At 62.8% G+C, this 25,021-nt stretch carries 18 protein-coding genes; 5 read left to right on the plus strand and 13 right to left on the minus strand.

The features are described from left to right. Positions 1 to 22 precede the first annotated feature (22 nt). Entirely contained in the window at positions 23 to 580 is a 558-nt protein-coding gene (locus Q2M23_RS27425) for a zinc-dependent metalloprotease (RefSeq protein ID WP_253639601.1), read from the minus strand. Between the two features lie 621 nt (positions 581 to 1,201). Here Q2M23_RS27425 and Q2M23_RS27430 point away from each other — a divergent pair. Then, entirely contained in the window at positions 1,202 to 3,040 is a 1,839-nt protein-coding gene (locus Q2M23_RS27430; protein WP_253639600.1) for a caspase domain-containing protein, read from the plus strand. Between the two features lie 198 nt (positions 3,041 to 3,238). Here Q2M23_RS27430 and Q2M23_RS27435 read toward each other — a convergent pair whose 3' ends face one another. The 3 genes from Q2M23_RS27435 to Q2M23_RS27445 form a co-directional block, all read right to left on the minus strand. After that, positions 3,239 to 3,886 carry a DUF4384 domain-containing protein gene (locus Q2M23_RS27435; protein ID WP_256527870.1) on the minus strand — a complete coding sequence of 216 codons (648 nt, stop codon included), beginning with the start codon at positions 3,884 to 3,886 and terminating at the stop codon, positions 3,239 to 3,241. 21 nt (positions 3,887 to 3,907) lie between these two features. After that, positions 3,908 to 5,686, minus strand: a complete 1,779-nt coding sequence (locus Q2M23_RS27440; RefSeq protein WP_316397679.1) for a caspase domain-containing protein — start codon at positions 5,684 to 5,686, stop codon at positions 3,908 to 3,910. A 141-nt stretch (positions 5,687 to 5,827) separates the two neighbouring features. After that, positions 5,828 to 7,552: a hypothetical protein gene (locus Q2M23_RS27445; protein WP_076831460.1), complete on the minus strand. Its 1,725-nt coding sequence runs from the start codon at positions 7,550 to 7,552 to the stop codon at positions 5,828 to 5,830. Between the two features lie 81 nt (positions 7,553 to 7,633). Here Q2M23_RS27445 and Q2M23_RS27450 point away from each other — a divergent pair, with 81 nt between their 5' ends. Then, positions 7,634 to 8,005, plus strand: a complete 372-nt coding sequence (locus tag Q2M23_RS27450; RefSeq protein ID WP_316397680.1) for a hypothetical protein — start codon at positions 7,634 to 7,636, stop codon at positions 8,003 to 8,005. An 88-nt stretch (positions 8,006 to 8,093) separates the two neighbouring features. After that, positions 8,094 to 9,074, plus strand: a complete 981-nt coding sequence (locus Q2M23_RS27455; protein WP_316397681.1) for a DUF4424 domain-containing protein — start codon at positions 8,094 to 8,096, stop codon at positions 9,072 to 9,074. An 8-nt stretch (positions 9,075 to 9,082) separates the two neighbouring features. On the opposite strand, the gene Q2M23_RS27460 is transcribed toward Q2M23_RS27455, so the two are convergent. The 9 genes from Q2M23_RS27460 to Q2M23_RS27500 all read right to left on the minus strand — a co-directional run bounded on the left by Q2M23_RS27460 (position 9,083) and on the right by Q2M23_RS27500 (position 22,695). Then, the gene (locus tag Q2M23_RS27460) at positions 9,083 to 10,888 is read right to left on the minus strand and encodes a serine/threonine-protein kinase (protein WP_253639597.1); all 1,806 of its coding nucleotides are present in this window, start codon (positions 10,886 to 10,888) and stop codon (positions 9,083 to 9,085) included. Then, entirely contained in the window at positions 10,885 to 11,661 is a 777-nt protein-coding gene (locus tag Q2M23_RS27465; protein WP_316397682.1) for a PP2C family protein-serine/threonine phosphatase, read from the minus strand. Before Q2M23_RS27465 ends, Q2M23_RS27460 begins: the two co-directional genes overlap by 4 nt. Positions 11,662 to 11,667: 6 nt before the next feature. Next, the gene (gene tagF / locus Q2M23_RS27470; protein WP_168858792.1) at positions 11,668 to 12,369 is read right to left on the minus strand and encodes a type VI secretion system-associated protein TagF; all 702 of its coding nucleotides are present in this window, start codon (positions 12,367 to 12,369) and stop codon (positions 11,668 to 11,670) included. Next, a complete protein-coding gene (gene tssM / locus Q2M23_RS27475; RefSeq protein WP_316397683.1) occupies positions 12,366 to 15,917 on the minus strand; it encodes a type VI secretion system membrane subunit TssM in 3,552 nt (1,183 codons plus the stop codon). The genes tagF and tssM overlap by 4 nt, the downstream gene beginning before the upstream one ends. 45 nt (positions 15,918 to 15,962) lie before the next feature. After that, positions 15,963 to 17,198, minus strand: a complete 1,236-nt coding sequence (tssL, locus tag Q2M23_RS27480; protein WP_256527869.1) for a type VI secretion system protein TssL, long form — start codon at positions 17,196 to 17,198, stop codon at positions 15,963 to 15,965. A gap of 287 nt (positions 17,199 to 17,485) precedes the next feature. Then, positions 17,486 to 18,823 carry a type VI secretion system baseplate subunit TssK gene (tssK, locus tag Q2M23_RS27485; RefSeq protein ID WP_316397684.1) on the minus strand — a complete coding sequence of 446 codons (1,338 nt, stop codon included), beginning with the start codon at positions 18,821 to 18,823 and terminating at the stop codon, positions 17,486 to 17,488. Positions 18,824 to 18,871: 48 nt separating this feature from the next. Further along, complete coding sequence (gene tagH, locus Q2M23_RS27490; protein WP_316397685.1) at positions 18,872 to 20,245, minus strand: type VI secretion system-associated FHA domain protein TagH; 1,374 nt, start codon at positions 20,243 to 20,245, stop codon at positions 18,872 to 18,874. A 12-nt stretch (positions 20,246 to 20,257) separates the two neighbouring features. Continuing rightward, complete coding sequence (locus Q2M23_RS27495; RefSeq protein WP_057019592.1) at positions 20,258 to 20,821, minus strand: DUF6931 family protein; 564 nt, start codon at positions 20,819 to 20,821, stop codon at positions 20,258 to 20,260. 5 nt (positions 20,822 to 20,826) lie between these two features. Next, the gene (locus Q2M23_RS27500) at positions 20,827 to 22,695 is read right to left on the minus strand and encodes a type VI secretion system Vgr family protein (RefSeq protein ID WP_316397686.1); all 1,869 of its coding nucleotides are present in this window, start codon (positions 22,693 to 22,695) and stop codon (positions 20,827 to 20,829) included. 349 nt (positions 22,696 to 23,044) lie between these two features. Here Q2M23_RS27500 and Q2M23_RS27505 point away from each other — a divergent pair, with 349 nt between their 5' ends. Together Q2M23_RS27505 and tssB are read left to right on the plus strand one after the other, a co-directional pair. Continuing rightward, complete coding sequence (locus tag Q2M23_RS27505) at positions 23,045 to 24,358, plus strand: type VI secretion system ImpA family N-terminal domain-containing protein (RefSeq protein WP_316397687.1); 1,314 nt, start codon at positions 23,045 to 23,047, stop codon at positions 24,356 to 24,358. A gap of 128 nt (positions 24,359 to 24,486) precedes the next feature. After that, a complete protein-coding gene (gene tssB / locus Q2M23_RS27510) occupies positions 24,487 to 25,014 on the plus strand; it encodes a type VI secretion system contractile sheath small subunit (RefSeq protein WP_316397688.1) in 528 nt (175 codons plus the stop codon). The last annotated feature ends 7 nt before the right edge of the window (positions 25,015 to 25,021 follow it).

Genomic DNA, 25,021 nt, shown 5'->3' on the forward strand with positions numbered 1-25,021 from the left:
GCGGCAGCAGGAAGTTCCGAGGTCAGCCGCCAAATCGCTGCACCAGTTTTGAACCTTTGGCCGTGCTTATCTGCTGACCGGTCAAATCGCTTCCCACGCTCAATCCCTTCGTCATCAAGTTGCTGCGCAGGGCGGCCTGCTTCTCATCGGCGTAATCTACGTCGACGTGGTCGAGACTCATCAAATGCCCAAGTTCATGGGCCCACGCGCGTCCGTTGGCAAAGTCATTGCCATACCATTGGACAAAGCTTGCCGGCTCGGGATCGCTATGAAGGTACGAGCCGCCACCGGCCGAGAGATTGACTATCGGATTGACGAGATAGATGTGGACCGCATTGTCGGGAGCATGCCGGAAACTGAGAACATCCAGCACGCGCTGATCATTGTTGCGCGCGCTCTTCGCCATATCGAGCGGCTTATCTTCCACGTAATCATTGATCACGAACGCGATCTTGGCCTTCGCCCAGATCTTATTGACTACATCCAGTGCCTTTTTGGCGGTCTCGCCAGTCCATTTTTGCGGCTCGGCGACACCTTTCTCGGCAAATGGCGTAATGTAGATTTTCAGCGGAATAGACATGTGCGTCTCCAGAGATTTCGACGACACCTGCGGTGGGCGTCCACACGTCGACGTCCGGATCCCGAGGACGCAGATTTCGATTCTTTCGGGACTCGCACGTCTCAGCTCGAACGGATCGGCGTTGCTTCCAGATAGACGCAGTTCGCGCTCCTATGGAAGAGGCCCGAGGCTGCGACAAACGGCCGAGACGACCGGGCTGAACCTTGTCGACGCCACCGAGACTAACAACGCGGCCGTCACACGCTGACGATCCGGCACGAGCATCGCTTGAGCATGCGAGTTCAATTCCGAGATCACTATCGAGAGATGGAACTTCGCTTGGCGAAGCCCAGGCGGATGCCGGCACTGCCAGCCATTCCGGCGCTAACGATAAAAAACAGATATTTCAATATCTTACAGGTCAATCGGCATTTGTTCGGCCGTGCACCACCGGCCCTACACGCTTCGGTGTATCCTTGAACAATCTCGCTGCCCCGGACGACAACATCAGGAATGGATTGGACTCAAGTTTGTTCTCTACGGAGGTATGCCGGCGCCCGTAACGCTTGACGCAGTGGAGTTTGCGCGCGGCCACCTTCGATAAAGCTGCCGTTGTTTCGAGCCGATTTTTGGACGTTCGCCATGCGCTACACGCTCCTCCGAGTTCTTGTTGTTCTTGCTGCTTCGGTTCTCCTGGCGTCTCAGCCAGCCTGGGCAACGAAGCGAGTGGCTTTGGTGGTCGGCAATTCGAACTATCAAAATGCGCCACTACTTCCGAATCCTGCCAATGATGCCACCGCTATCGCCGCGACCTTGAAGGGCGCCGGGTTCGATTTGGTGGAGTCTCGGCTGAACCTGACCTCGAGCGACATGCGGCGGGCACTGAGGGATTTCGCCGATCAAGCTCGCGATGCAGACATCGCCATCGTCTACTATGCAGGTCACGGAATCGAGATCGACGGGACGAATTACCTGATTCCGACGGATGCCAGGCTTGAACGCGACACTGATATCTATGACGAGGCCTTCTCGCTCGATCGCGTCCTGCTGGCCATCGAGCCCGCCAAACAGCTCCGCGTCGTGATCGTTGACGCCTGCCGCAACAATCCATTCGCCGACACGATGAAACGAACCGTCGCTTCGCGCGCGATCAGCCGCGGGCTCGCCCGGGTAGAACCCGCCGTATCCAATACGCTGATCGCGTTTGCGGCGAAGGCCGGACTGACCGCGCTCGACGGCAACAGCACGAACAGTCCCTACGCGACAGCGCTGGTGAAATATATCGCAAAGCCTGGACTGGACCTGCGCAGGGCTTTCGGCTTCGTCCGCGATGATGTCTTGCAAGCGACCGGCAACCGACAGGAGCCTTATGTTTACGGCTCACTGGGCGGTGAGGACGTTGCCCTCGTGCCAAAGGCAGAAGAGCCCGCGCCGCCGCCGGCTAACGCCTCGTCGGAGATTCGTCGCGACTACGAATTGGCCCTGCAACTGGGTAACAAGGCCGCTATGAGCGCGTTCCTCGCCCAGCACCCCGACGGCTATTACTCAAATCTGGCCAAGCTTCAGCTCAATCAGATCGACGCGGAGGACGCACGCGTTACCGCCACCCGGAAAGCGCAGGAAGCGGAGCAGCAGAAGGCTCGGCTTGCGTCCGAAGGTGCCCAGCGAGCGGAGCAGGAAAAGGCGGCCGCAGAATTCAAGGCCGCGGAGGATGCCCGTATCGCGGCAGAAAGAACAAAGCAGGCGGCGCAGGACCAAGCTGCCGAGGCTGAACGGAAGCGGACCGCATCCCAAACCTCAACGGTCGCCATGCTTTCCGCGAACGGACCCGCGCCCGACAGCGCCAAGCCGGATAATATTGCAACCGCTACCCCATCGCAGAATAGCGAGGGCGCGAAGGTTGCCGCCCTGAACACGGCGCCGCCGCAGGAGGATCTTGCCAAATCGGTGCAGAGCGAATTGAGCCGGGTTGGTTGTTTCACAGGCTCCATCGACGGTGAGTGGAACGCGGCCTCGCGTCGCTCCCTGACCTTGTTCAACCGGCACGCCGGAACCAAATTTGACGTCAAGCTTGCAAGCCTCGATGCGCTCGATGCGATCAAGCTGAAGCCGGCCCGGGTTTGCCCGCTGATCTGCGAACATGGCTACAAGGCCGACGGCGACCAGTGCCGCAAGATCACCTGCGCCGAGGGCTCGTTCCTGAACGAGGATAACGAATGCGAGAAGCGGCGCGGGAAAAAGCCGGTGGCGAAGCGCAACACGGATGAGCGGCCGTCGCGCGCCGATCGTCCGGTCCGTGAGAGGCCCGAGCCGCAAGCCGACACTCCCCGACGACAGGCGACTGCGAGACCCTCGGGTGGCAGCGGCCAGATCGTGTGTGATGCTTATCTATGCCGCCCGGTCCGTCGCGGATGTCATCTCGATTACCGTGGCGGCGGAGGTCCCGGCGGCGGTACCGGCAATGTTGAGGTCTGCAACTAGGACGGCCACGGCGGCGCGCTCGAGATCGGGCCGCCGTCTCCTCCGCAATCGGTCATGCCCGGGGGCAACGGAGCCAAACCGCAGGGCCCTGCATGCAAGAAGCCGAACAGCAGCCTCCGCCACAAGGATATTCACCACATGATCGCGCGGGACGGTCTCCTCGACCGCCCGGGCAGCCTGAGCAATGCGATCGCTGACCTACTTGATGGAGTATGATTTGATGTCGAACGACCAATTGTTCGGCAATAGTCTTCCGCCGCCGCTGTCCGGTATCCGCAGCTGACTGGTCCAATCCGACAGATAGCTCAACGTGTCGGCCGGCCCCTGAAGCTTGCGCTGAATGTCCGGCAGATCGAGCAATTGCACGCGTCGCTCGCTCAGGATCGCAACGATGACGGCGGACCCGGCCGGCGGCGCGACGACATATTCAAATCCACGTTGCTGTGCCGCCGGGGTCGGAACGATGAATTGGACGCCAGGCTTGACAAGATTCATGTCGGGTCCGACCGACTGCGCCAATAGCTCGGCAGTCGGGAAGATCTGGGACATCCGCCCTTCCGCATCAACATCCACCAGCATCAGATAGCCCGGCTTCCTGGCGGTTACGCCGAATGACACCTTGCCGCCAATGTTGACGGTTGGACCCGGCAGGATTTCAAGCGCCACGCCGGCGGCATTTGCCGGGCCGCGCGGGGCCTGTACGCGCCAGAGCAACGGAGCATTCGTCGCACCTGCCGATGGAGCGGCCGATGGCGGCGGCGTCGCCCACGCGGCCCCGCCTCCTGCCAGCAGCAGCACGATCGCGAACCAGGATTGCTTGCGGGAAACCAGTTTCGCTGGCGACATGACCGGGCTGTCACAGCTTCGTCAGGGAACGCTGAAAAAGCCGATTGACGCGATCCGCGCGTCCGCCGGCAGGTAGCGCTCCAGACTCTTGATCACCTGCCCCGAGGCACGGCGCCGGTTGAGCTGCATCAGGACCGTCTCCAGATCAACCATCCGCTGCTGCGAGGTTACCGCGACGATCTGCTCGGCGCCGAACGGCTCGCCTACCCGAAGAGGCAGCCGCAGATTTGCTGACCGAGCCATCGCGGCATCGGAACCCACCGGATACAGCATCTGGATGGTTCCATCACCGGACACGTTGAATAGCAGCACCGCCCGCGAACCGACGTCGGACAATTCGACCTCGACGGTCTGTCCGCTGCGCTGCTGTCGGTCATCCGGCCAAATACGCATCAGCTGCGGCGACTGCGTCGCCATGCGCTTCAGCTCCCGAATTGCCGCGGTTCGGTTGACCACTGTCGTCAAACCGCCAACGTCGACGCCATAGGCGACCACGTCGCCCCAGGCGATCACATCATGGGATACGGGGTCCCAGATCAGGTCGGGATTATCAGTCGGTTGAACGGCCTGCACGCTGGCGTCCTGCGGCTTGACGCTGGTGAAATAGCCCATCTTGCCGTCAAGCGCTGCCAAGCGGATCGGCGTGGTGAGGCGGAAGGGCGGCAGTGCGGCACTGGGCGCGGCCGGGGCGGTCGCAGCGGCACTGGTTGGACCGGTTTGCGACTTGGCCGTAACGGCCGGCGGCGGAGGGGTCTGCTTCTCGGCGGACGCGACGGTAGCGACCTGGCCGGAGGCAGCTCTCGCCGCCGTCCCCTGGATCAGCACCACGCCGCGGGTCAGTTCGAACGCGACCTCGGTTTCCGGCGTCTGTGCCGGCGACGATACCGTCACGATATTCTGGCGCTGGTCGGACAGTTGATAGACCACCTGCCGAACATTGCTGAAAAGCTCTTTCAGGGTCACCTTGCCATCATGATTGATGTCCGCGTTGCCCTCCACGGCGCGCGCAACGGCATAACTCAGGGCGCCGCGCAGGCCATCGATCCCCGGAATCCGCACTTCCGGCGCCTTGGTGTGCCGATCGACCGCGGCGATGAACGCGGTGTGGTCGAGATCGAGTTCGGACTTCGGGTCGTCGCTGCTCGACACCGGCTTCAATTCATCGACCAGCAGCGTGTAGCGGGGCACCTGCCGAAAACTCATCTCAGCCGCCCGCGGATCGATATCGCGCACCATTCCGCCGCCATGGCAGGTATCCGCGACGAAAATCACCCTTGCGCCGCGCAATTCGAACTGCCGGATGAAATGGTTGAATTCGCTTCCCAGAATGCGCTCGACAGATCCTGCCGGCGTGGTCGCGAATTCGGGCAGCAAGAACACGTTCTCCATTCCGTCCGGTTCGGAGCCCTTGATCCGCTCCGGCTCCTGCGTGCCGTGGCCTGCGATCGACAGGAAGACGAGATCGTTGCTCTTGGTCCGCTCCACCAGTGAGCTGATTTCGCGCAGCACGCTCGCCCTGTCCGCCTGTGCATTGGTCAGCTCGACCACATCGCTGACGCCCATGGTCCTCAGGCTCGACACGATGTCATTGGCGTCGGCGACCGCGCCCTTCAATTTGCGTACATGCTGGTAGTCGTCGATCCCGATGACGAGCGCCCGGAGCGCCGCACCGTCGGGATTGCTTATCGACAGTTCACCCGCCGCATGCGCGCGCTGGAGTGGCAGGCCGATCAACGCGGCGAGCAGGATGGCGGCACACAGCCAACCGGTCCTTCGATCAAAGCCCCTGAGCGTTCGCATCGCGATCCACCTCGATATCAAGCAGGTCCGCCCTGGAACCGCACCGGCAAGGCAGAGCGGCAGGAATGCCGTCCGGACCTCCGGAAACCAGCGCGCAGGCGGTGATCCATGTTCATCTGTAGCCTTGGCAAGACCTCAGGTTCAGCGCCGTTTGTTCGCCGTCTTGCGGCCTGTCGGCGCCTCGGTCTCCTGATAGGCGTTCGCGGAAACGGTCGTCTGATCGTCTGCGAACGCCCGAAAGCGGACCGGAACGTAACCGCGCGCAAGCAGGCTCGCGAGCGGGTAGACGTTGCGGCAGACCCGACCGTTGCAGCCACCCGTCGAGGATTCCATGACCTCGGCCTTGCGATCCGGGGTGAACCGCAGGAACAACATCACGTGGGAACCCGGTTTGTTCAGGGCGTCACCAGGCTTGAGGTCCCAGGGGTTGGTCACCGGCGCGGCGATCGCGGGAATGGCAGCGGTCGTGTAATGGACGGATAGTCCCCACGTGGCACTGACGAACGCCGAACAGTCGACACCCGCCACATCCGGCCGTGGCTCGTTACGGGTGCAGACATTGCCCGCCAGGGTCCCGCCGTCGATCCGCTGCCGGAAATTCGCGAGCGAACCGTGGCAGCCCCAGCAATAGGGCACACCCCGCACTTCCTGGTTTACCTTGCCCTGCAGATACCACGGCCGGCGAATACGGCTGAAACCGGAGCATTGGCTGTCGGGATCGCTGCCGTAGTTCGCCGGTGTCAGCTTCCACTGGATGCCCTCAAAGGCGAAGGCCGTCTCGATCGCCTGCTGACGATTGGACGGCCGCACGGCGGCGGTCGCATTGAACTTGATATCCGGCCGCGCCGCCGCCGGCGCGGCCGCCGTGCGCGACGGCCTGACGTCAATGACGGATACCTTCCCCAGGGGGCGGAAGCCGACACCAACCACCTCGACGCCATCCGGCTTGGTACGCAGAAAATAGACGTCGCCGTCGCCCGAGACGGTGACGAACCGCCGGGTCACGGGCGTGTTCTCCAGCGGCAGCTCGTAGATACCCTCAAGGCGTCCGTTCGCGGCATAGCGTGCGACGAAGGTGGAGGCATTCTTGCCCGACGGCGGAATGTCCTCGGCCAGCACGTAGAAGCGGTCGCTGTTGTCGATCTCGAGAAACTCCACGGTGCCGAGCTGGTTGCGGACGCGCAGGCCGAGCTGACCGATGGTCTCGTTGGAGACCATGGTCTGGATTTCGACCCGAACGCCGGCATTGCCCTTGTCGGGAATGATATCGGCGATCACCGATCCCTTGCTGCGCGAGGCGATATATTGCCGATCGGGCTGTCGCGTCGTCCTCACGATGGCCGCGCGCGTATTCTGATCCAGCAAGTCGGTCGGGCTGCTCAGCGCCTGCGAGCCCATCTGTGCGAAGGCCGAAATGGCGACCTGGTCGTCGGTTCCGCGGGATGAGACTTCCTCCAGTTGGATCTCGTCGCCGCCCAGCCCGCGTGTGGACTGTCCTGGTGCCGCCTTCAGCATTCGCACACCGCCGTCCCAAACCATGATGTCGTCGTTATGGACGACGAGGTCGGTGGGCTGGACGTCGCCAGGCATCTTCAGGATGTCGGGAGCAGTGTTCGGTTGCTTGGGGTCGAACTGCAGAATGCGGCCATTGATTTGATCGAGCACAAACAGATTTCCCTGTCCGTCAGCGCTGAGCGCTTGCGGGCCCGCGAGTTCGACGTCCTGGCTGGCCGCGACGATCCCCACCATGGATGCAGCCGAACCGCCGGCAAAGCTTCGCACGACCGCATCGTCGGCCCGTGCCCCGGTGGCCGCTATGGCAGTGCCAACGATAGAGAGCCAGATCCAGCTAGATCGACGAAGCATATCCGCCTCAATGTAACCGAACCGAATGCGGCGTCAGTCCGACTAATCCAAGACTGCCTAATCCAAGACTGCGCGAGTGCAGTGTCAATTGGTGGCGAGCAACCCCGATCCCGTTCAACTCTTTCACTGGACGGTGATAGTCCGAACTCCTTCAGCCTGCAGTGCAAAATCATGGCCAGAAACAGATTTGAGCAAGTCAGCGAAATCCAGCCCGACGCGATTACGCTGGTTTTGAGACGCGACAATGCCGGCGCCTCCGGGTCAATCGTGTTGCCGGCCGCCGCAAGCGGAGGTCGCCGGAGCAGCGACCAGGTCAGCGCCCATATGCCCGCCCAGGATGCCTTTCGCGGCGCAATCCGTCTCGCCAATGACATGAAGCTCGCGATCGTGGTTTGCGACCCCGATGGCGTCTGGAAGCCGGAATGGGGCGACCTTTATCAGGCGATCGATTGACCCGCACGGGCAGACGCTGCGGCGCCGCATGGAGGCCGGCATGGCAAATGGAGCGTTAAGCGGGCTGTCGTTGAGGTCGCGAGCCTTGATGATCGTCCTGTTGGCCGCAACCGGCTGGCCTGCGCGGGCGAACGATTCGGCAGCCGAATTGTCCATCGGCGGGCTGCAATTCGTCCGCACCAAGGACGTGGCCATGGCGAGCGAGGAGCTTCGTATCGGGCTGGACCGGGTCAGCGTTCGCTACCAATTCGTCAACCAGACGAGCAAGCCGGTTGCGCTCACTGTCGCCTTTCCGCTGCCGGACATCTACCTGTCCGAAGCCGAGAGCATTGCGCTTCCATCGAGCGATCCGGTCAACTTCGTCGAGTTCGAGACGAGGATCGACGGCAACCCGGTGCCGCTGGCCATCGACCAGCGCGCCATGGTCGGCAACAAGGATGTCACCGCCCTCCTCCGTCAGTTCAAGCTGCCTTTGCTGCCGCTCGGTGATCGGGAGATACGGGTGGCCGACCTGCCGGCGACAACCCGCACGAAGCTGATCGATGATGGCCTTCTGATGCCTGCCGGCATGAGCGACAACGGTCGCCAGCAATACACGCCCGGCTGGATAACCAGGACGTCGGCTGTTCGCGAGCAAGTGTTCCCAGCAGCGCATACCGTCACGGTCGAACATCAATATCGCCCGAGCGTCGGCTCCAGCCCTGACACGGTCCTGCGCGCGGGCCTACGTCGCAGCGCGGCGCTAGGCCCGGAGGTCGAGCGATACCGGAGAGACTATTGCATTACGGATGCGTTCCTTGCCGAATTGGACAAGCGCACAGGCGACAGCCAGGCCAATACCGCAAAACTGCAGGAGCGGCGCATTTCCTACGTGCTCAAGACGGGTGCGAACTGGGCGGGTCCAATCCGGTCCTTCACGTTGACGATCGATCCGGGCGGCGACGATCGCCTGGTCAGTTTTTGTCCAGGGCGACTCAAGCCGGCATCTGCCGACAATTCGCGGCAGTTCACGGCGAGCGACTTCAAGCCGGATGCCGACCTGAAGATCTTGATGATCGGCAAGTTCTGAACGGCAGCTCAATTGGTGAGCATCACATAGCGTCCAGCCGCGGTGATGGTCACGTTGCCGCGTTGAGCTTCGCTGGTTGCCTGCAGGAAGAATGTGTCGGCAGCCATCGGTCGCGGCTGGCGCAATGAATCCAGAACCCGCGGGGCTGCGACGGCCAACAGGAGTTGCGGACCGGTCGTACGCTCCATCGGCAGGGCAAAGGAAAGCGAGTCGACGCCCGGCTTCAGGAGGTAGGACAGGCTCCGCACCTCGCCGCGATCCGAGACCATGAGCAGTTCAACCACCCGGTTGGCAAAATTCTCGACGGTCCCATTAAGGGTCTCGCCGGCCTTCAGCTCCGTCGCCGACAGGTTGATGCGGGGCGCACGCGCTTGATCGCTTCCGACCTGACTGAGGAATTTGACGGCCGGACATTGTGCCTGATTCACCTGCCTGACGCCGACCGACGCCTCAAATCCCTGCTCCTTTCGAAACGCCTTGTCGAAGGTATCGAACGGGGCGGTCGAGGCGCCGAAGCCTTCAATGACGGCTGCGCTTGAGCTCACGGCAACAGGCAGGATGAAGAAGCAGTCGCCGCCCGCATATTGGGCAACATATTTGCGGATGCGCTCGGCTCGACCCGGCCCGTCGGGGGACGGAGACGGCGTCACCGTCGGCTGAGACGGCAACTTCACCGGCTCCTGACGCGCCGGCGGTGGCGGAGCAGGCTCGCTCGGCGGCGCGGATGTCCCGGCGAGTTTCGGAGGCGGCGGCAAAGCCGCCAAGCCCGATGTCCTCCAGACGAATTTATAGAAGGTGTACCCGCCGCCCCCCAGCAGAAGCAGCAACCCCGCGACGCAAGCGCTGAGCCAGATGCGGCGGGAGTTCCGCGTGGTTGATGGCACCCGCTCCTGCTGCGCAGACGTCCCGGCTTCCGGCTTCCCCAATGGATCGAAGCCGTAGAGCGGCGCGGCGGACGGCTGCGCCGAACCCGCCGGCGTCCAGTTGGCGACTTCCGCCATGGTTGGGCGCAACGCCGGGTCCGGCTGCAGCATCCTCTCGAGAAGCGGCCTGATGCGCATATCCACCGCGCCGAGATCGGGCACGCGCCGACGCTTCTCGACCAGTTGAAACTGGCTCCCGCCCATATCGAGCTTCTGTCCGGTCAGGGCATGGAACAGCACGAGACCAAAGCTGTAGACGTCGGATTTCGCGGTGACATCATTGCCGTACAAGCCGACCTGTTCCGGCGACGCGTAATTGTCCTTGCCGGCGAAGCCGGAGCCGATGATGGTTTTGTCACCCATCTGCGTCGACCGGGCGATCCCGAAGTCGATGATCTTGGCCCGCCTTACATCATCGAGCGGCACGATGATGTTGTCGGGGGAGACATCGCGATGGATAATGCCGTGCTCGTGAGCGGCCTGAAGGCCCGATGCGACCCGCCGCATCAATTTGATCAGCGCTTCGAAGGTCAGCGGCCCATCGTCGAGCATGTTCGACAGCGAGCGTCCGTTCACAAACTCCATCGCCAGATACGGGCGCTGCAGTGCGGGCTCGACCGTGAACAGGAAGTAGCGAACGATTGCTTCGTGCGGAAGATTGTGAAGCGCAGCCGCCTCCCGGCGGAACAGCGCAAGCGCCGCCTCGTTGTCGACCATGTCGGGGAGCAGCATCTTGACCGCGACGGGCGATCCGGTCTGGATCTCGCGGCATCGGTAGACCTCCCCCATGCCGCCTGCCCCGATCATCGCCTCGATCTCGTAAATGCCGTTGAGCCGGGTGCCGGCCGGCACACCGCGGTAGGATGACCGAAACGGATCGTTCGCGGTCATGGTCGCGGCTCCTGATCAAGCGGCGTCCTCGTCGGCTCTGAGGATCGTGGCGCGAGCAATCGCACGATCACGATCGTGACGTTGTCGAGTCCGCCGCGATCAAGTGCGAGCGCGAGCATGTCGTCGCAGGCGGCCTGGGCAAGGCGGGTGGCCGCGTGCTGCTCGATCTCGTCGTCCCGCACGTGCCGGGTCAAGCCGTCACTGCAAATCACGAAGATATCTTCCGGTTCGGCCGGACCGGTCACCACCTCGAGCTCGGGGTCGGCGACGACACCGACAGCACGGGTGATGGCATTGCTCGGCCAGTTCTGGACCTCTTCGCGCGACAGCGCGCCATCGGCGATCAGCTCCTCCAACTCGCTGTGATCGTGCGACACCTGTGTGATGCCGTGGCGGTTGATCAGGTACACCCGGCTGTCACCCGCCCAGATGCAGGCATAATGGCCGTCGCGTACGAGCAGGACTGCCGTTGTGGTCCCTACAATGGCACCCTGCCTTTCATGGCTGAGTGCCAGGATCTGCTGGTTGGCGCTGAACAGACGCGCCTCGCATTGCGCCAACAGGTCCGCCGCGGAGTCCGGCGCGCCGATGGAATCAAGCGCCTCCACCACGATGCGGCTGGCAAGATCGCCCGCCTCGTGACCGCCCATGCCGTCAGCGACGGCCCACAGGCCGACGTCGGTCCTTACCAGGCACGCATCCTCGTTCCGCGCCCGCACCCGTCCGGCGTGAGTGACGCTACCGACATCGAACAAGGAGGGGACGTGTACCATCGCGTGTCATCCCGTCCCGGCCACTTCGCGGCCAACGTCGCCGGTCAGCAGCGTGGAATAGCGAAACGGATCCGGCAATCCGCGGCAACAGAGTGCGACCGGCGAAAACCCTTCGCCCCCGGCGGTCCACCAGAAGCTAGCCGCGGCATAGACTTGAGGGTTGGCGCCGCAGAGCCTGCCGAACGACCCGGCAAACCCGTCGACCGTCGAAACCATTCCCAGCGTCGCGTCGCTCAGCGACACGACCGGCGGTCCATCAGTCCCCGGCGTCCGCAGACGCGGAAGCGCGAGACGATCCAGTGCATCGGAGATCTGCTCGAACGTCGCAGCCCGGTCCAGGGTCGAGAGCAGGAACGTCTCCACTTGCCCATACCACTCGTCCTGCGGATCGATGTGCGGCGGCGACAGCGCGGCGTCACCATCCGGCACCGCATGCAGCGTCAACGGATAGTATCGCCCCACACCGTCAAGCGAGGGCATGATCGCTCCTGCGACGGTGGTGCCGCAGATCGCGGCGCCAAGCCAGAATCGCCAAATCGGCGCGGTCAGGAATGCTTCCTGCCAGCCGGCGCCGAGTTGATGGCGGCTCGCGGAGATGGCTGCCTGCACCCACGGCTCCCAGACTTCCAGGAAGCTGCGCGGCGTCGCGATCGCGATGAAATCACGCTTCGCGCCGATCTTGCCGAATAAGCCGCATCGCATGGTCATATTCCGGTCGGGCAACGAAACTCGCGGAGCACTGACAGGTTTAACGGATTGCGCAGCGATCCGGTCGAAATCTGATAGTTGAGCTCGCGTCCGGCAACAATGAACGTTGCGCTGGCGGATTCCGCCTTGGCGACCAGCGAACCAGCCTCCAGCATTCGGAACAATGACCAGGGACCGATGCGCTCGAGTACGGATGGCGAGCCGGTCTCGTTGCTGACCGAAATTGCCGTCCGCGGCGATGGGCCGGGCCAGAGCACCGTCGTCGGTGAATTGCTCTGCGGTGGCGGCGGCGGAGGAGCGGGTTGCGGCGCGCCAAACATGGAGGGGGTTGTGGCTGGTCCTGGTGTGGTTGGGCTCGTGATCGTCGTACCGCCGATCTCGGTCTTGACTGTAATGCCCGGTCCCGCCGCAGCCGGCGGCCGGATCGCAAAGGACACCGCCGGCACACCGCCGCCGGTCTGGAAAAAGGCATCGCGGATATAGGCGGCGTTCTGGAACTGCTTTAGCGTATCAGGCGAGAACGATCGGCCGACGGGGCTCTCCTTCCGCCAGACCCATTCGGATCGCGACGTATCCGCATAAGGCGCCAGGAACTGAGTAAAGAACTTGTCCATGACACCGTTCGGGCTGAACAGTTTGGCAAAGTCCGCGAGCGGGACTTCCTGACCGCTGCTCCGTACGAACGGGTAGCGGTTGGTCACCGTCTGCTGACAGACCGGCGTGACCTGATCGCGCAACGACTGCAGGATCTGACCGGCCGTGGAGGCGGCGATGCTGCCTTCGAACTCCCCAGCCGCCGCCCGCAGCATATCGGAAAATGGTGGCGGCATACGCGAGGCATTGTTGCGCAGCGCCGCAACCTGGGTCTGAAGCCCCGCCGTTGCTTGCGCCGTCAGCTGCGGATTCTCGACCATCAGCGTCAGATTCTGCGCGATGTCGTTCAGGTTTGCGATCGTCGAGTCGATCGGCCGGCGGGTGCTCTCCCCTTCAAGCACTGCATGGTAGGGTTTGAACTGCGACTCGATCGCCGCACCGGGCGTACCATCCTGGGCGTTGTTGAACAGCGCCGGCGCGGTCACCGCGGGCGGCGCGGCCGGCGTGCTGCCGCTCGCCGGCTTCGGGCGTTCCTTGGTCAGCATCGTCTCATCGCGCACCGACTCCAGGATTTGCCGCATCGGCGAAGTCGGCGCCGAAAGCGCCCTCAGCACCTCGTATTTCGGCTTGTCCGCGAGCAATTTCTTCAGACGCAGACTGCCGAGCGCGGTCCGCCACGTCGTCACGAACTCATTGGAGTAGATGCTGAGCAGATCGCCAGCCAGATTGTCATACTGCTGGTCGATTGCCGACTGCTGGCCGGCGTCACCCAAGACCCAGCGCTCCCGCTTCATGCGCTCTGACAATCCGGGCAGTCGAGCGATGAACTTCTGATTGAAGCCGTTGTAGGTGAAGAACTCGGGCACCCGCACATTGTCCAGGGGCTGCCCAGTCGTGGTTTCGAAGACAACTGCCACGTCCGGACCACCTCGGCGGCTGGCGATCCAGTCGCCGGCGGTCGATCCACGAGCCTCCGACTTCAGGAACTCGTAGGCGCGTTGCGACACGCTGAGGCGCGCCAATGAATTCTGGGCCTGCTTGATCAGGCGTCCGTCAAGCTCGACCAGCGGCGGCTGCTCGGTTTCGAGGTCGAACATGGCGACGAGATTTTCATCGAGCAGACGCCGTCCCTCCGCGTTGGTCGCGCCGGGATAGAGGTTGTCCGCCCAGTCGCGCTGCATCCAGGAACGGATGAGCTCGCGGTCCGGGGATTGCAGGCCGCCGAGCATCAGGTAGACCTTCAGCGCCTCATAGACGAAGGCAGGCTCGTTGATGCGCGCATTGAGCTGCTCCTCCAACCGGTACAGCAAGCGAGGCCGGAACATGCGCTCAAGCGCGGTGTGATAGGCCGCCTTCGCGGGCGACAACAGGCGCGCGTGCTGACTGAGCCCGTAGCGCGCCGACAGTGCTACCGGCTCATTCCGTGAGGCATAGCCGGCCGGGGCGTTCCGCAGCCGATAGAGCAGCGGCAGCACCTTGTCGAGATCGTGATCGGCGATCAGCGTTTGCTTGATGAGCGGCGCCCCGGCGGCCGCATACTCGTTGTCCGCCTGCAAGCTCTGCTCGATCAGGTCGGAGTTGCGCTTGTAGCTGGTCAGCCACGCACCGACCAGTCCGATCGCCACCAAACCTATCAGCGACAGCGCCGCGGTCTTGAGGATCAAGGCGCGACGCACCGCAGCGCGGTCAGTCGAGACCCAGTCGGCCTCGCCGATGATGACCTTCGAAATCAAATCGGCAAGGAAAAAGCTCTTGCCGGTTCCGGAGTACGATCCGGCACCGACTTCCTCCGCGCCGAACGTACGCGCCAACGATCCGATCAATTGATCGATCGGCGTACCCTGCTGGGTGCCCGACGTGAAATAGAACCCACGCAGATTGGCATTCACGTGATACCGTGTCGGCTCAAAAATCTGGTTGAGGAAATCGTGGATTTGCGGCTTGAGCCGCGCCATCTGCGCCGGGAAGCCGAACAACTGCACCCGGTGCTGCGGCGTCGGCTCGTCCTGCAGACGATCGAGCGTTTCCTCGCTCAGACGCTCCAGCAGGCGATCGAACTCGACCGGGACCTGCCCCACCAGATTCTGGGTCTTGTCGGCGGTCTGGAACGTGGCCCCCCAGACCTGGCGCCGGCCGGCCTCGCCGAGATAGGCGAAATATTCGGTGAAACCGGCAACGAGATCGGCCTTGGTGAACAGCGCGTAGACCGGGAAGCTCACTTTCAGCCTTTGATGCAGTTCGAGGAGCCGCATTCTGATGGCATCGGCATGAAGCGCGAGTTCCTGCTTCGGCAGCGTCAGCACGTCCTCCAGACTGATCGCGACGAGAACGCCGTTGATCGGCTGGCGCGACCGATTTTTTTTCAGGATGTCCAGGAAGGACAGCCAGCTTTCCTTGTCGGCTTTGCTGTTCGAATCCTGGGTCGTGTAGCGACCGGCGGTATCGATCAGCACCGCTTCCTCGGTAAACCACCAATCGCAGTAGCGAGTCCCGCCGACGCCGGCGATCGCCGCCGGCGTCGCCCCGCGCGCGAGCGGAAACTTGAGTCCCGAATTGACCAGCGCGGTGGTCTTTCCCGCACCGGGCGGGCCGATAATGACGTACCAGGGTAGATCGTAGAGATATCCGGACTTGTTGCCGCTCGCGGTCTTGAGCGTTGCGAGCGCATCCTTCATGCGCTCCTTGAGCACCGGCTCGTCGCTGACAGCCTGGTCCGCAGCGCTGACGCCGTCGGCGATCTCTTTGGCATTCTTGCGTCGCTTGAAGAAATGAAGGCCGGTGATGCCTGCCGCCGCCGCGCCGAGCAGCAGGATCGCGATCTGGCGAACGATGTGATTTTCCAACGGATGCCAGTCGCCGAAAGCAACGAAGGGACCGGCAAGGTAGATCACTGCTCCAAGCGAGCTGAGCCCGACTCCATAGAGAACGATGCGTAGAATGTCCTTGGCGAGCATATTGACCGGTACCTGTCGCTTATCGCGTGAGCTTCTGGCGTCCGCCTATTCGCTACGTTCGATGAAGATTTCGACCCGACGGTTTTTGGCACGCCCCTCGGGTGTCGAATTGCTGGCAATTGGTGAATCCGACCCCTTGCCGTCGACATCGACGCGCGAACCATCGGCCAAGCCGGGCTTCAGCGCGGCGGCAACCGCCTTGGCGCGCTCGACCGACAATTCGAAATTCGAGGGGAAACGCACGGTGCGGATCGGCGAGCTGTCGGTATGGCCAACCACCCGGATTCGCCCCGGCTCCTTGTCGAGCGTCGCCGCGACGCGGGCCGCGATCGGCTTGAAACCATCCAGGATGGTTGCCTGGCCCGAGGCAAACAGTGCGAGATCGCACACCCTGATCACGATGAAGCTCGCCGTCTGATCCGCGGTCATGGCGCACGCCGTCTTCTCCTGTGCAAGCGCGTTGCGAATGCGCTGCAGCTGGGTGATGCGGTCCGGCGGTGGCGGCGGAGGCGGTGGTGGCGGCGGCGCAACGACGCGGCGCTTGAGCTCGATCGGATCGCCGGGATGCAGTGCCAGCGCGACTTGCGCAGCATTCTCCGCACGGCCAGCCAGCAACGTTCGCAGAACGAAATAGGATCCGGTTAACAGCGCAGCGACCACCGCCGCCACCAGCCAAACCGGAATGCGCAAGTGCTTCCGCCGACCGGCCAAGGCCTGTCCGCGCCAGTGCGGCGACAGATCGTTGGTCGGCTTGGGCCGAACCCGGCGCAGCGTTTCATAGAGGTTGCGCTGGATCACCTGGAGGTTCGCAAGTCCGCCCGGCGACGTCCGGTGGATTCCCTGGAATCCGAGCGCAAGGCAGGCGTGCTGAAGCTCGAGCACCGGATAGTTGACGAGCGGATCAGTCTTCAAATGGTCGAGAATCTCGAAGAAGCGTACGCCGCCCACGCGCTCGCCGAAGAACCGGCTGAGCATCGAGTATTGGGCCCAGACGTGCCGGTCGTCGGTCGGAATGTGCTGCACAATATCGTCGGCGGTCGCGCACAAGATATACTTCGCCGTATTGGCCTGGTGCTCGGAAATGCCCGCCGAGCGGATATCCTTCTCGAAGAACTTGATGGCGTCGGCGACCTGCTCCATCAGGCTCGCGAATGACGCCCGCATCAGCGCGACGCGCAGCCGGCCGAGCAACTGCAGCAAAGGGCCGCCGGCGCGCATTACCGGATTGGCGTTTGGCGCAACCAGATCGTCGACACGCAACGGCGGTCCGGGCGGCAGCATCGGTTGCGGCGCCTGAGCCTGCGCCGGTGTCGAAATCCATTCCTCCGAGGGCTGGCTGGTCGGCGGGGCGGCGTAGCTTGCGCCCTGCGGTGTGGGAGAAAACGAGGGCGGTGGCGAAGGGCCACCCGGCGAAGCCATGGGCGATGGCGAGTACGCCGGACGGCTGGCAGGTCCCTCGCCTGCTGGAGGTTGAGGGGCCGGAGCCGGCGGCATCTTCCCGCCAGGGTTCGGACGGATGATGGTCCGCTCACCCCGACCGAAAGGATTAACCGGCTTGTCCCTGTCGGTCATGGCCGCTCTTCCAGGATGGCCCAAAGGTACAACTCAAGCTCCGGCCAGTCGCCGGAAAAATGCATCCCGATCGAGGCCGCGGTGCTGAACTCGGGCCACAGCGGCGACTTGCGATCGAGATAGAAATAGACGTGGTCTGTGATGGCTCGGATGTGCGGTGGCGGCGTCGGCAGATGCACCAGGGTCAAACCCGGCAGGTTTGCGTGCACGATCTCGGTCATTTTTGTGTTGGGCCCGACCTTGAACAGGTGCGGGAATTCATTCTGAATCTCCACGAGAGGCCGCCGCGCGGCGACCTCCAGCACCAAGGTCGCATTTCGGAACAACGCGCGATCGCGGATCGGCGATACAAATGCGTTCTGGGCGCGTTCGATGATCTCCAGACGAATCGCCCGCCTGCCCAGCCGCGCGCTCAGGAAATCCTGGATGTCGCGGACCAGGGGCGTGAAGACGTATTCGAGGTTGTCGTGATCGTATGTCGGGTAGTCCCGTGCGCGTCGTTCGGTGGTCGCGAAGGTCGCAAGCTCACCGGCAAACCTCAGCAATTCCTCGTAGAGCCGTTCCGGATGTACACTGCCGGATCGTTTGAAATGAGTCAGCACCGGAATGGCCCGGTTCAGTACCTGCAGCACCAGATAGTCGACGCTCTGCAAACCGCCGCCGGACGACGGATCGACTGCGTAGCGCGCAAGCTCGTCGAGCTTGGTCTCGACCCAGCCGATGATTCGATTGAGCCAGCCATCGACAACCGGATGCGCGGCGCAGACCAGCATCGGCGGCACAAACTTGTCGTCGAACAGGATGTTCTTGTCGCGCACTTCGAGGATGCGAGCGATGCCGAGACCCATGTATCCCGGCTTGCTCGTCTTGCGCAGCTCGAACGACAGGCGTGGATAGACAACGTCAATTTCTTCTTCGATGCGCAGCGCCGAGGTTGAATCGATAAACGTTTCGGCAGTCCGAACGTAGCGACTTGCGCTGTCGGTGCGATCCTCATCCACCTCCCGCGTATTGGGAGCCGCGACCGGCATCATCAGCCAGACGATCTGGCCTGCGGCCGAATCCGGCACTTCGATGGCTTCCGGGATCGGACTGTCGGCAGGAATATCGAACGGCGTTCCATCCGGCATGACGCCGGTCGCACTGCGCACGGCGAATTTGCTCTGCTGGGTAAGATCGTTATCGATCTCGAGCTGGGCAAAGCCCCAGGGGTACGGTGTCGTGTAACGAACGCGCTTTTCCAGCAGATGCTCGAGATAGCGATCGTTCTGCTGCAGATGATGCGGCCGCAGGAACAGACCCTCCGACCAGAAAACTTTGCTGTACCAAGACATTCCTACATCCACTTGGCAATGATCGGCGACTGCATCGTCACCGACAGTTCACTTTGACCCCGACTTGTCTGCGCGGTCGTAATATTCGGAGAAATGCAGCATGAAGGTATCGATCGGCGCGCTCTCGTCGCGACCGAGATGCGCGTTCCAGCGCGTCAAAAATTCATCCCAGAGCTTGCTCTTGTTCGAGCCAAACAAGGATCTTGCGCCGCGCTGAAGCTCGAGCTCGCGCGCCATCAGCGTCGGATCGATACTGGCGATCAGTCCCCGGACGGCATGCTGCATTGCCGCATAGGTCTTCAATTGATGGGATTTGAGGTCCTTGAAGCCCTGGGCGAAGGCATGCGGCGCATCGAGGTAACTGCGGGTCGGCGGCCCGAATAGGATACGCATCGCGTCTTCCGCGGTCGGCGAGAATTTCAGCGGATTGTTCTCGATGGCCTGGATGGTGGTTTGGCTGGTGCTGCGCGTCAGCTGCTTGGCCTGGGTGCGCGCCTGCAGCAGGGCCATCAAGTTTTCCACCGTCATGCGCAGGATGACGCCGAGCTGTTCCGCAAGTTCAGCTTCGGTCTTGTCGGCAAAGAAACCGTCCGGTAGCCCGGCAGCACGTGCGATCAGGCGCGCAAACTCGGGATTGCCGATCGACGCGGCCGTGGCCGGTGCCGGCTCGGCCAGTTGCGGCCGCGGCGCTTCCACATGCCCTGTCGGTGAAGGCGGCGGCGGCGGGGCAGCCGCTTCGTCGTCGGCCCATACCGACGGTCGGCGCGGCGTCGGCATCGCGTGCAGCACGTCGACCGGCGGTTTTGGCGTGGCGACCGGACCGGCTGCCCAGCTCATGTCGTCGTGCAGCGGCGGCTCGCGTTGAGGCATCTGCGGCGAATACCGGACAGGATCCACACCCGCCGCGGGAACGCTCGCTGCCCAGTCCAGGAATTCTGGATTGACGGGCCGCGCGGCCTCGCGCGGTTTTCGCAACTGCTGCGGGTCGATTGGCGGCGGCACGTCGCGACCGGGAGCCCACAGTTCGTGGTAATCCGCGTGCTGCTGAGCGAGCGGAGCTTGCTGCTGCGCACCATGGCTCGGAGTGTCCTCGGCAGGCTCATCCAGGTCCAGCGAAACGCCAATGACATAGTGGCCGATGACGAGCCGATCGCCGTTGCGCAGCCGATGCTCTCCCCGCATACGCTGGTCGGCACCATTGAGAAAGGTGCCGTTGGTCGAGACGTCGTGCAGCCAGTAGCCGCCGTCGCGATAATGGACCTCGCAATGCTTCCCCGAAATCATCCGTGCCGGGTCGGGCAATGTCCAATCGAGATGGCGGTCCCGGCCAATGTCGACCGAACGCCTTCCGGTGACGGTAAATGACACAGGGCCGCCGTCTGGAAGGTTCGGCTCGTTCTCGATGTTAAAGCGAAGCACCATCACATCGTCTCGTCAGCGTGGAGGGCGCGGTTCGCCGCGTGCCAATTGAATACCATCCTCCAGGCAGGCCGTCATTATCCGGTCCCTGGACTCACGGGTAAGCCGGCAGAGGCCGATCAAAAGGGCTGCGCGAACCGCACGCGCCGTCTGATCCGGCTTGGCTTCGACCGGCGCAAATTCCGCCGGAACCACGCTTCCGCCGGACCAACCCGCCGCCAGCGCCAGCCAGGTCGCCGGCTGCTCGGGATCGTTGGCATTGCCGACCGCCAAAGCCTTGTTACGCGATTGCTCGTCCGGTTGCCGGACCCAGGTTTCGGCAAAATTGAGCGACCTGCCTTCATTGCCGTCGAAATGATCGAACATCTGCCGCAACGAGCGACAGCCCCAGGCGACGGCCACACGCCTGGGGAGCAGATACGCGCAGAAGGATACAGCCTGGTGCCAGTTGCCCGCATCGGCCGCCTCCTGCAGGAAATCCAACGAGAGTTTGTCCGGAGCGGCTTTGCCGACGTCGTAGCGCGCCAGCGGATAGGCTTCGAAGAGATCGCGGACTGTGCTGAACCGAACCTGATTCATGGCTGTCAGCCGACAATGGTTGGCGTGCCGTGGGCAACCAATGGTCCGCCGGCGGCGAGCGCCATGGCGGCCTGCGCGGTCATGGTGATGGTTGGCGCGTTGATGACGATGCCGGCTGGAGACAGGATGATCTGGCTTGGACCAACCTGCAGGGTGATATTGACGTTGGCCGAAAGGGTGATGCTCAGGCCCGCATCGACGGACTGATCCATCGCCAGCTTGACGTGCTGACCGCCCAATTCGATATCAAGCTTGTCGTTGCCGTTCTTGAGCGTGGTCTTACGGGTATCGCCGCCGAACGCCGCCTCACCGATGGTCCTGGTCTCGGTGTCGCGGACCGTGACGTCGTAGTCCTTCTCGGCGTGCAGGGTGATCTTCTCGGACCCCTTCTTGTCCTCGAAGTTCCATTCGTTGTAGCCGCCTCCCCCCTTGGTCGAATCGGACTTCAGACCCGCAATCGTCTTCTTGGACGGCAGGTCGTAAGGCAGCTTGTACTCATCGTTATATACGGTCCCTATCACCAAGGGCCGGTCGGGATCCCCCTCCAGGAATTCCACCACCACCTCCTGCCCGACGCGCGGGATGATCTGACCGCCCCAGCGCTTGCCGGACCAGACTTGCGCCACGCGCAACCGGCACGACCGCTTCTTCTTTCGATCCCAGAAAAAGCGAACATAGATTTCGCCCAGCGACTCGACGTCGATTTCCTCGCTCGAATTGTCGTCCTTGGTCACCACCTTGGCTGTCTGAATGCCGTTGATCCTCGGCTTCGGCGTCGTCATGGGAGATCGAAACGGCCGATCGCTCGGCAGAAATTCGTAGCTGCCGAAGTAGACGTGCTGCCCGGCGTCGCCGTGGCCGCCAGTGCGATAGGATTCGATGGAAAACGAGTGAGCTGCCCGTACCACGAGATATTCGACGTTCTGCGAGTCTTTCGAGTGCTTCTCGAGCTTGGTTAGTCCGCCCGGAAACAGATTGACGGCGTCGCCGTTGCCCCGGCGGCGCCGATCCATCGCCTGCTCGGCCTGGAGCTGGATCTTCGCGTATCGCTCGCCGTCGGATTTTTCCTTGAACTTGCCGGGATAGTCGTAGAACTCCATCTCGGATCGTGTGTAGTGCTCGGAGCCCTTGGCGTCGCTGATCATCTGTGCGTTGGGCTTCTGGTAGTTGTAATCGTTGAGCTCGATCTTCCCGGTGCGGAACCGGCGCTCGGACGCCCATTCATAAATATGCTGCTCGCCGCGACGATCGGAGCCGGTAAGCGGGATGTAGGGGATCTTCGCGAGACCGTTGATTGGACTGTGCGAGGACTTGGAATCGGCCAGCACCAGCGTGTGCTTGCCGCCTTCATGCTTGAAGAAGTAGTAGATCCCGTGCTGCTCCATCAACCGGCACACGAAATCCAGATCGGTCTCGCGATATTGAACGCAGTATTCGAGCTTTGGACATGAGCCCTCTTCGGTAAGCTTGGACTCATAATCCGTGAAGCCGCGCTCGTTGAAGACCTCCTTGATGATGTCGGGCGCCTTCTTGTCCTGAAAGATCCGGCAATCGGTGGTCCGCGACAGCAGCCACAACCAGGGCCTCAGCACGATCCGGTAACTGAAATAGTCGTTCTTCACCCCCAGCCATTGGGCTTCCGTGAGAATGCCGCTGAACTCGCGTTCCTTCTCGTGCAATTTGATGGTGAGGGTGCACTGCTTGCCGATGGCCCGATCGAAGTCGAGATCGGCTTCCTCGCTGAGACATTCAATGCGGTATTCGAACAGTTCACTCAGACCTTCGGCGGCCTCGAACCGGGCAAAAACCAGAACGTCCTTGCCAAGGGGGGTCTTGAGCTCGCAGAGGCGGGTATCCTGGGTAAGCTGGCCCATGTGGGCGTTAAACTCCCTCGTTGACCGCACGAGCTGCGCAATCGGCGCATCAGGCGGTCAAGCACGAACGACCGAAATCCGAGCCGTCCATCGGTGGGATGGCCGGCAAGTCCGCTCGGTGTCACTCTCCTGACGCGGCAACGCACCCGCCCGGGGAAGCCACTGCGGCACTCATGTAGTCGGTTCCAAGCGCTTGCTGGTTCACGGGAAACCGCCACCATCGCGGGAATGAACCGAGGCCGGCGTTGATCTGACCTACCAGTCAATCGGATCATGATCCCCCGCGTGATCCGCCAGATGTCATGGACCTGGTCGAGGGGCCAGGGCCTCGCAGACGGATCCTCTTTGCATGCTCGACGTCGCATCCCTGACCCAGCCCATCGGCCCCGACGATCCCTGCGGGCCCGACCTCGATGCGGCCGGCGACGTCCAGTACCTGAACTTCTTCGCAGCTGCGGAATCGCTGCTGCCGATGTCGTATTTCGAGGTCGTCAACGCGAATGGAGAGCGCGGACGCTTCGACCCGAAGGCCATCGATATTGCCGGCCAGTTCGCCGCTGCGCAGCCCCTGTTGGCTCGCACCCGCGATCTGCGCCTGACCATGCTGCTCGCCAAATTTTCCATCCTGAACCGCGATCTCGACGGCTTCCTCAGCTGCCTGCGGGCAACCAGCCTGCTGCTCCGCGAACAATGGGAAGCGGTTCACCCGAGGGGCGAGGACGGGGACTATGCCTTTCGTGCGGTCACCATCGAGGCGATCGACGTGTTTCCGACGGTGATCAACCCGCTCCAATTCCTTCCCCTGATCGAAAATCGACGGCACGGCAGCCTCAACTACCGAGCCTATCAGATTGCCAAGGGCGAAATTCCCGCCGGCGATGCCGATGTCGACATGCCAGATCTCGGAACCATCGAGCGCATCGTCGCCGAGACCGATCTCGACACCCTCAAGGCGGTGAGCGCCCGCTGTTCGGCGGTCGCTGCCGAGATTGCCGGCATCAAATCGGTTTGGCACGAAAAGTTGAACTCGGGGCAACCCATCAGTCTCGACAGGCTGGCGGGCGTCGCGAACGGCTTGTCCAGCTGGCTCGCAGCTCTGGTGACCGCACGCGATCCGGCCGCAGCTGCCTCATCCCCGGAGGAGACCGCCCAAGACGGCCCACAGCCTCCGATCGAAATCGCCGGCGCAGTCACGTCACCCGGACAGGCATCCGCGGCGCTGGCGGCGGCTGCCGACTACTTCGCTCGGAAGGAACCGTCGAGCCCGGCGCTGTTGCTGGTGCGGCAGGCGCAGGACATGGTTGGCAAATCGTTTATCGAAGTGATGCGGATGCTGATGCCGGCCCACGTGGAAACCGCCGCCATCAATATCGGTCGCGACAAAGTCTTCGACCTGCCGATCGAGCGCATGGCGGAATTCGCCACCTCGCTCCCATCCGCGGCCGAAAATGAGGCTCAAGGTACTGTTTTTGCAGCCGAAAACAGAGCCCAGGCGTTGGACTTGCTGAGCAAAGTCGCGTCGTTCTTCCGGGCCGCGGAGCCGTCCAGCCCGATCCCGTTCCTGGTCGATCGCGCACGTGAACTCGCACAGCGAGACTTCCTCAGCCTGCTGAACGAAGTGCTGCCGGAGGGCGCTCTGAAGGCGATCGATAAATCGAATTGAACCCGCCTTCCGTTCGACGGGACTAACTGAACGGAAGGAAGCTCCGCCGACGAAACACCGAGGCACTTCCCTGCCTGCGTCGCGCAAGTCGGCTTCCGCAGAGATTTTTTTGTGAAGAGGGCAACCCAATGGCAACCGACAGCGGTCAAAAATTCATTCGCCGAAACCGCGCACCGCGCGTGCACATCACTTACGAAGATCCCTACGACGCCGAGCGGCTGATCGAACTGCCGTTCGTCATGGGCGTCCTGTCCGATCTTTCCGGCAACAACCCCGGCATCGAGAAGACGAAGGTCGAGGAGCGCAAGTTCCTCGAGTTCGACATGGACAATTTCGACAACCGCATGGCGGCGATCCAGCCCGGCGTGACGGCGCGCGTCGCCAACCGTCTCAGCGACGGGTCCGACGAAAAGATCTCCGTCAACCTGCGCTTCAACAAGATATCCGACTTCACGCCGGTGGCGGTCGCCCGCCAGGTGCCGGCGACGGCCAAGCTGCTCGAAGCGCGTGAACAGCTCGCCAACCTGCTGCGCTACATGGATGGCAAGGTGGGTGCCGAGGACCAGCTGAAGAGGCTCCTCGCCGATCCTCAACTGATGGCCGCACTGCGCGAGCGCGCGACCAGCCAGTCCACCGAATCCGACAGCAACAGCTAAGGGAAGG

Origin of the sequence: Bradyrhizobium sp. 33ap4 (genome assembly GCF_032654765.1) — a bacterium.
GTDB classification, from domain to species: Bacteria; Pseudomonadota; Alphaproteobacteria; order Rhizobiales; family Xanthobacteraceae; genus Bradyrhizobium; species Bradyrhizobium australafricanum.

Coding starts and splice junctions, on each gene's coding strand:
- Q2M23_RS27425 (WP_253639601.1), bottom strand. CDS start 580: ATGTCTATTCCGCTGAAAATCTACATTACGCCATTTGCCGAGAAAGGT.
- Q2M23_RS27430 (WP_253639600.1), top strand. CDS start 1,202: ATGCGCTACACGCTCCTCCGAGTTCTTGTTGTTCTTGCTGCTTCGGTT.
- Q2M23_RS27435 (WP_256527870.1), bottom strand. CDS start 3,886: ATGTCGCCAGCGAAACTGGTTTCCCGCAAGCAATCCTGGTTCGCGATC.
- Q2M23_RS27440 (WP_316397679.1), bottom strand. CDS start 5,686: ATGCGAACGCTCAGGGGCTTTGATCGAAGGACCGGTTGGCTGTGTGCC.
- Q2M23_RS27445 (WP_076831460.1), bottom strand. CDS start 7,552: ATGCTTCGTCGATCTAGCTGGATCTGGCTCTCTATCGTTGGCACTGCC.
- Q2M23_RS27455 (WP_316397681.1), top strand. CDS start 8,094: ATGATCGTCCTGTTGGCCGCAACCGGCTGGCCTGCGCGGGCGAACGAT.
- Q2M23_RS27460 (WP_253639597.1), bottom strand. CDS start 10,888: ATGACCGCGAACGATCCGTTTCGGTCATCCTACCGCGGTGTGCCGGCC.
- Q2M23_RS27465 (WP_316397682.1), bottom strand. CDS start 11,661: ATGGTACACGTCCCCTCCTTGTTCGATGTCGGTAGCGTCACTCACGCC.
- tagF (WP_168858792.1), bottom strand. CDS start 12,369: ATGACCATGCGATGCGGCTTATTCGGCAAGATCGGCGCGAAGCGTGAT.
- tssM (WP_316397683.1), bottom strand. CDS start 15,917: ATGCTCGCCAAGGACATTCTACGCATCGTTCTCTATGGAGTCGGGCTC.
- tssL (WP_256527869.1), bottom strand. CDS start 17,198: ATGCTGCCGCCCGGACCGCCGTTGCGTGTCGACGATCTGGTTGCGCCA.
- tssK (WP_316397684.1), bottom strand. CDS start 18,823: ATGTCTTGGTACAGCAAAGTTTTCTGGTCGGAGGGTCTGTTCCTGCGG.
- tagH (WP_316397685.1), bottom strand. CDS start 20,245: ATGGTGCTTCGCTTTAACATCGAGAACGAGCCGAACCTTCCAGACGGC.
- Q2M23_RS27495 (WP_057019592.1), bottom strand. CDS start 20,821: ATGAATCAGGTTCGGTTCAGCACAGTCCGCGATCTCTTCGAAGCCTAT.
- Q2M23_RS27500 (WP_316397686.1), bottom strand. CDS start 22,695: ATGGGCCAGCTTACCCAGGATACCCGCCTCTGCGAGCTCAAGACCCCC.
- Q2M23_RS27505 (WP_316397687.1), top strand. CDS start 23,045: ATGCTCGACGTCGCATCCCTGACCCAGCCCATCGGCCCCGACGATCCC.
- tssB (WP_316397688.1), top strand. CDS start 24,487: ATGGCAACCGACAGCGGTCAAAAATTCATTCGCCGAAACCGCGCACCG.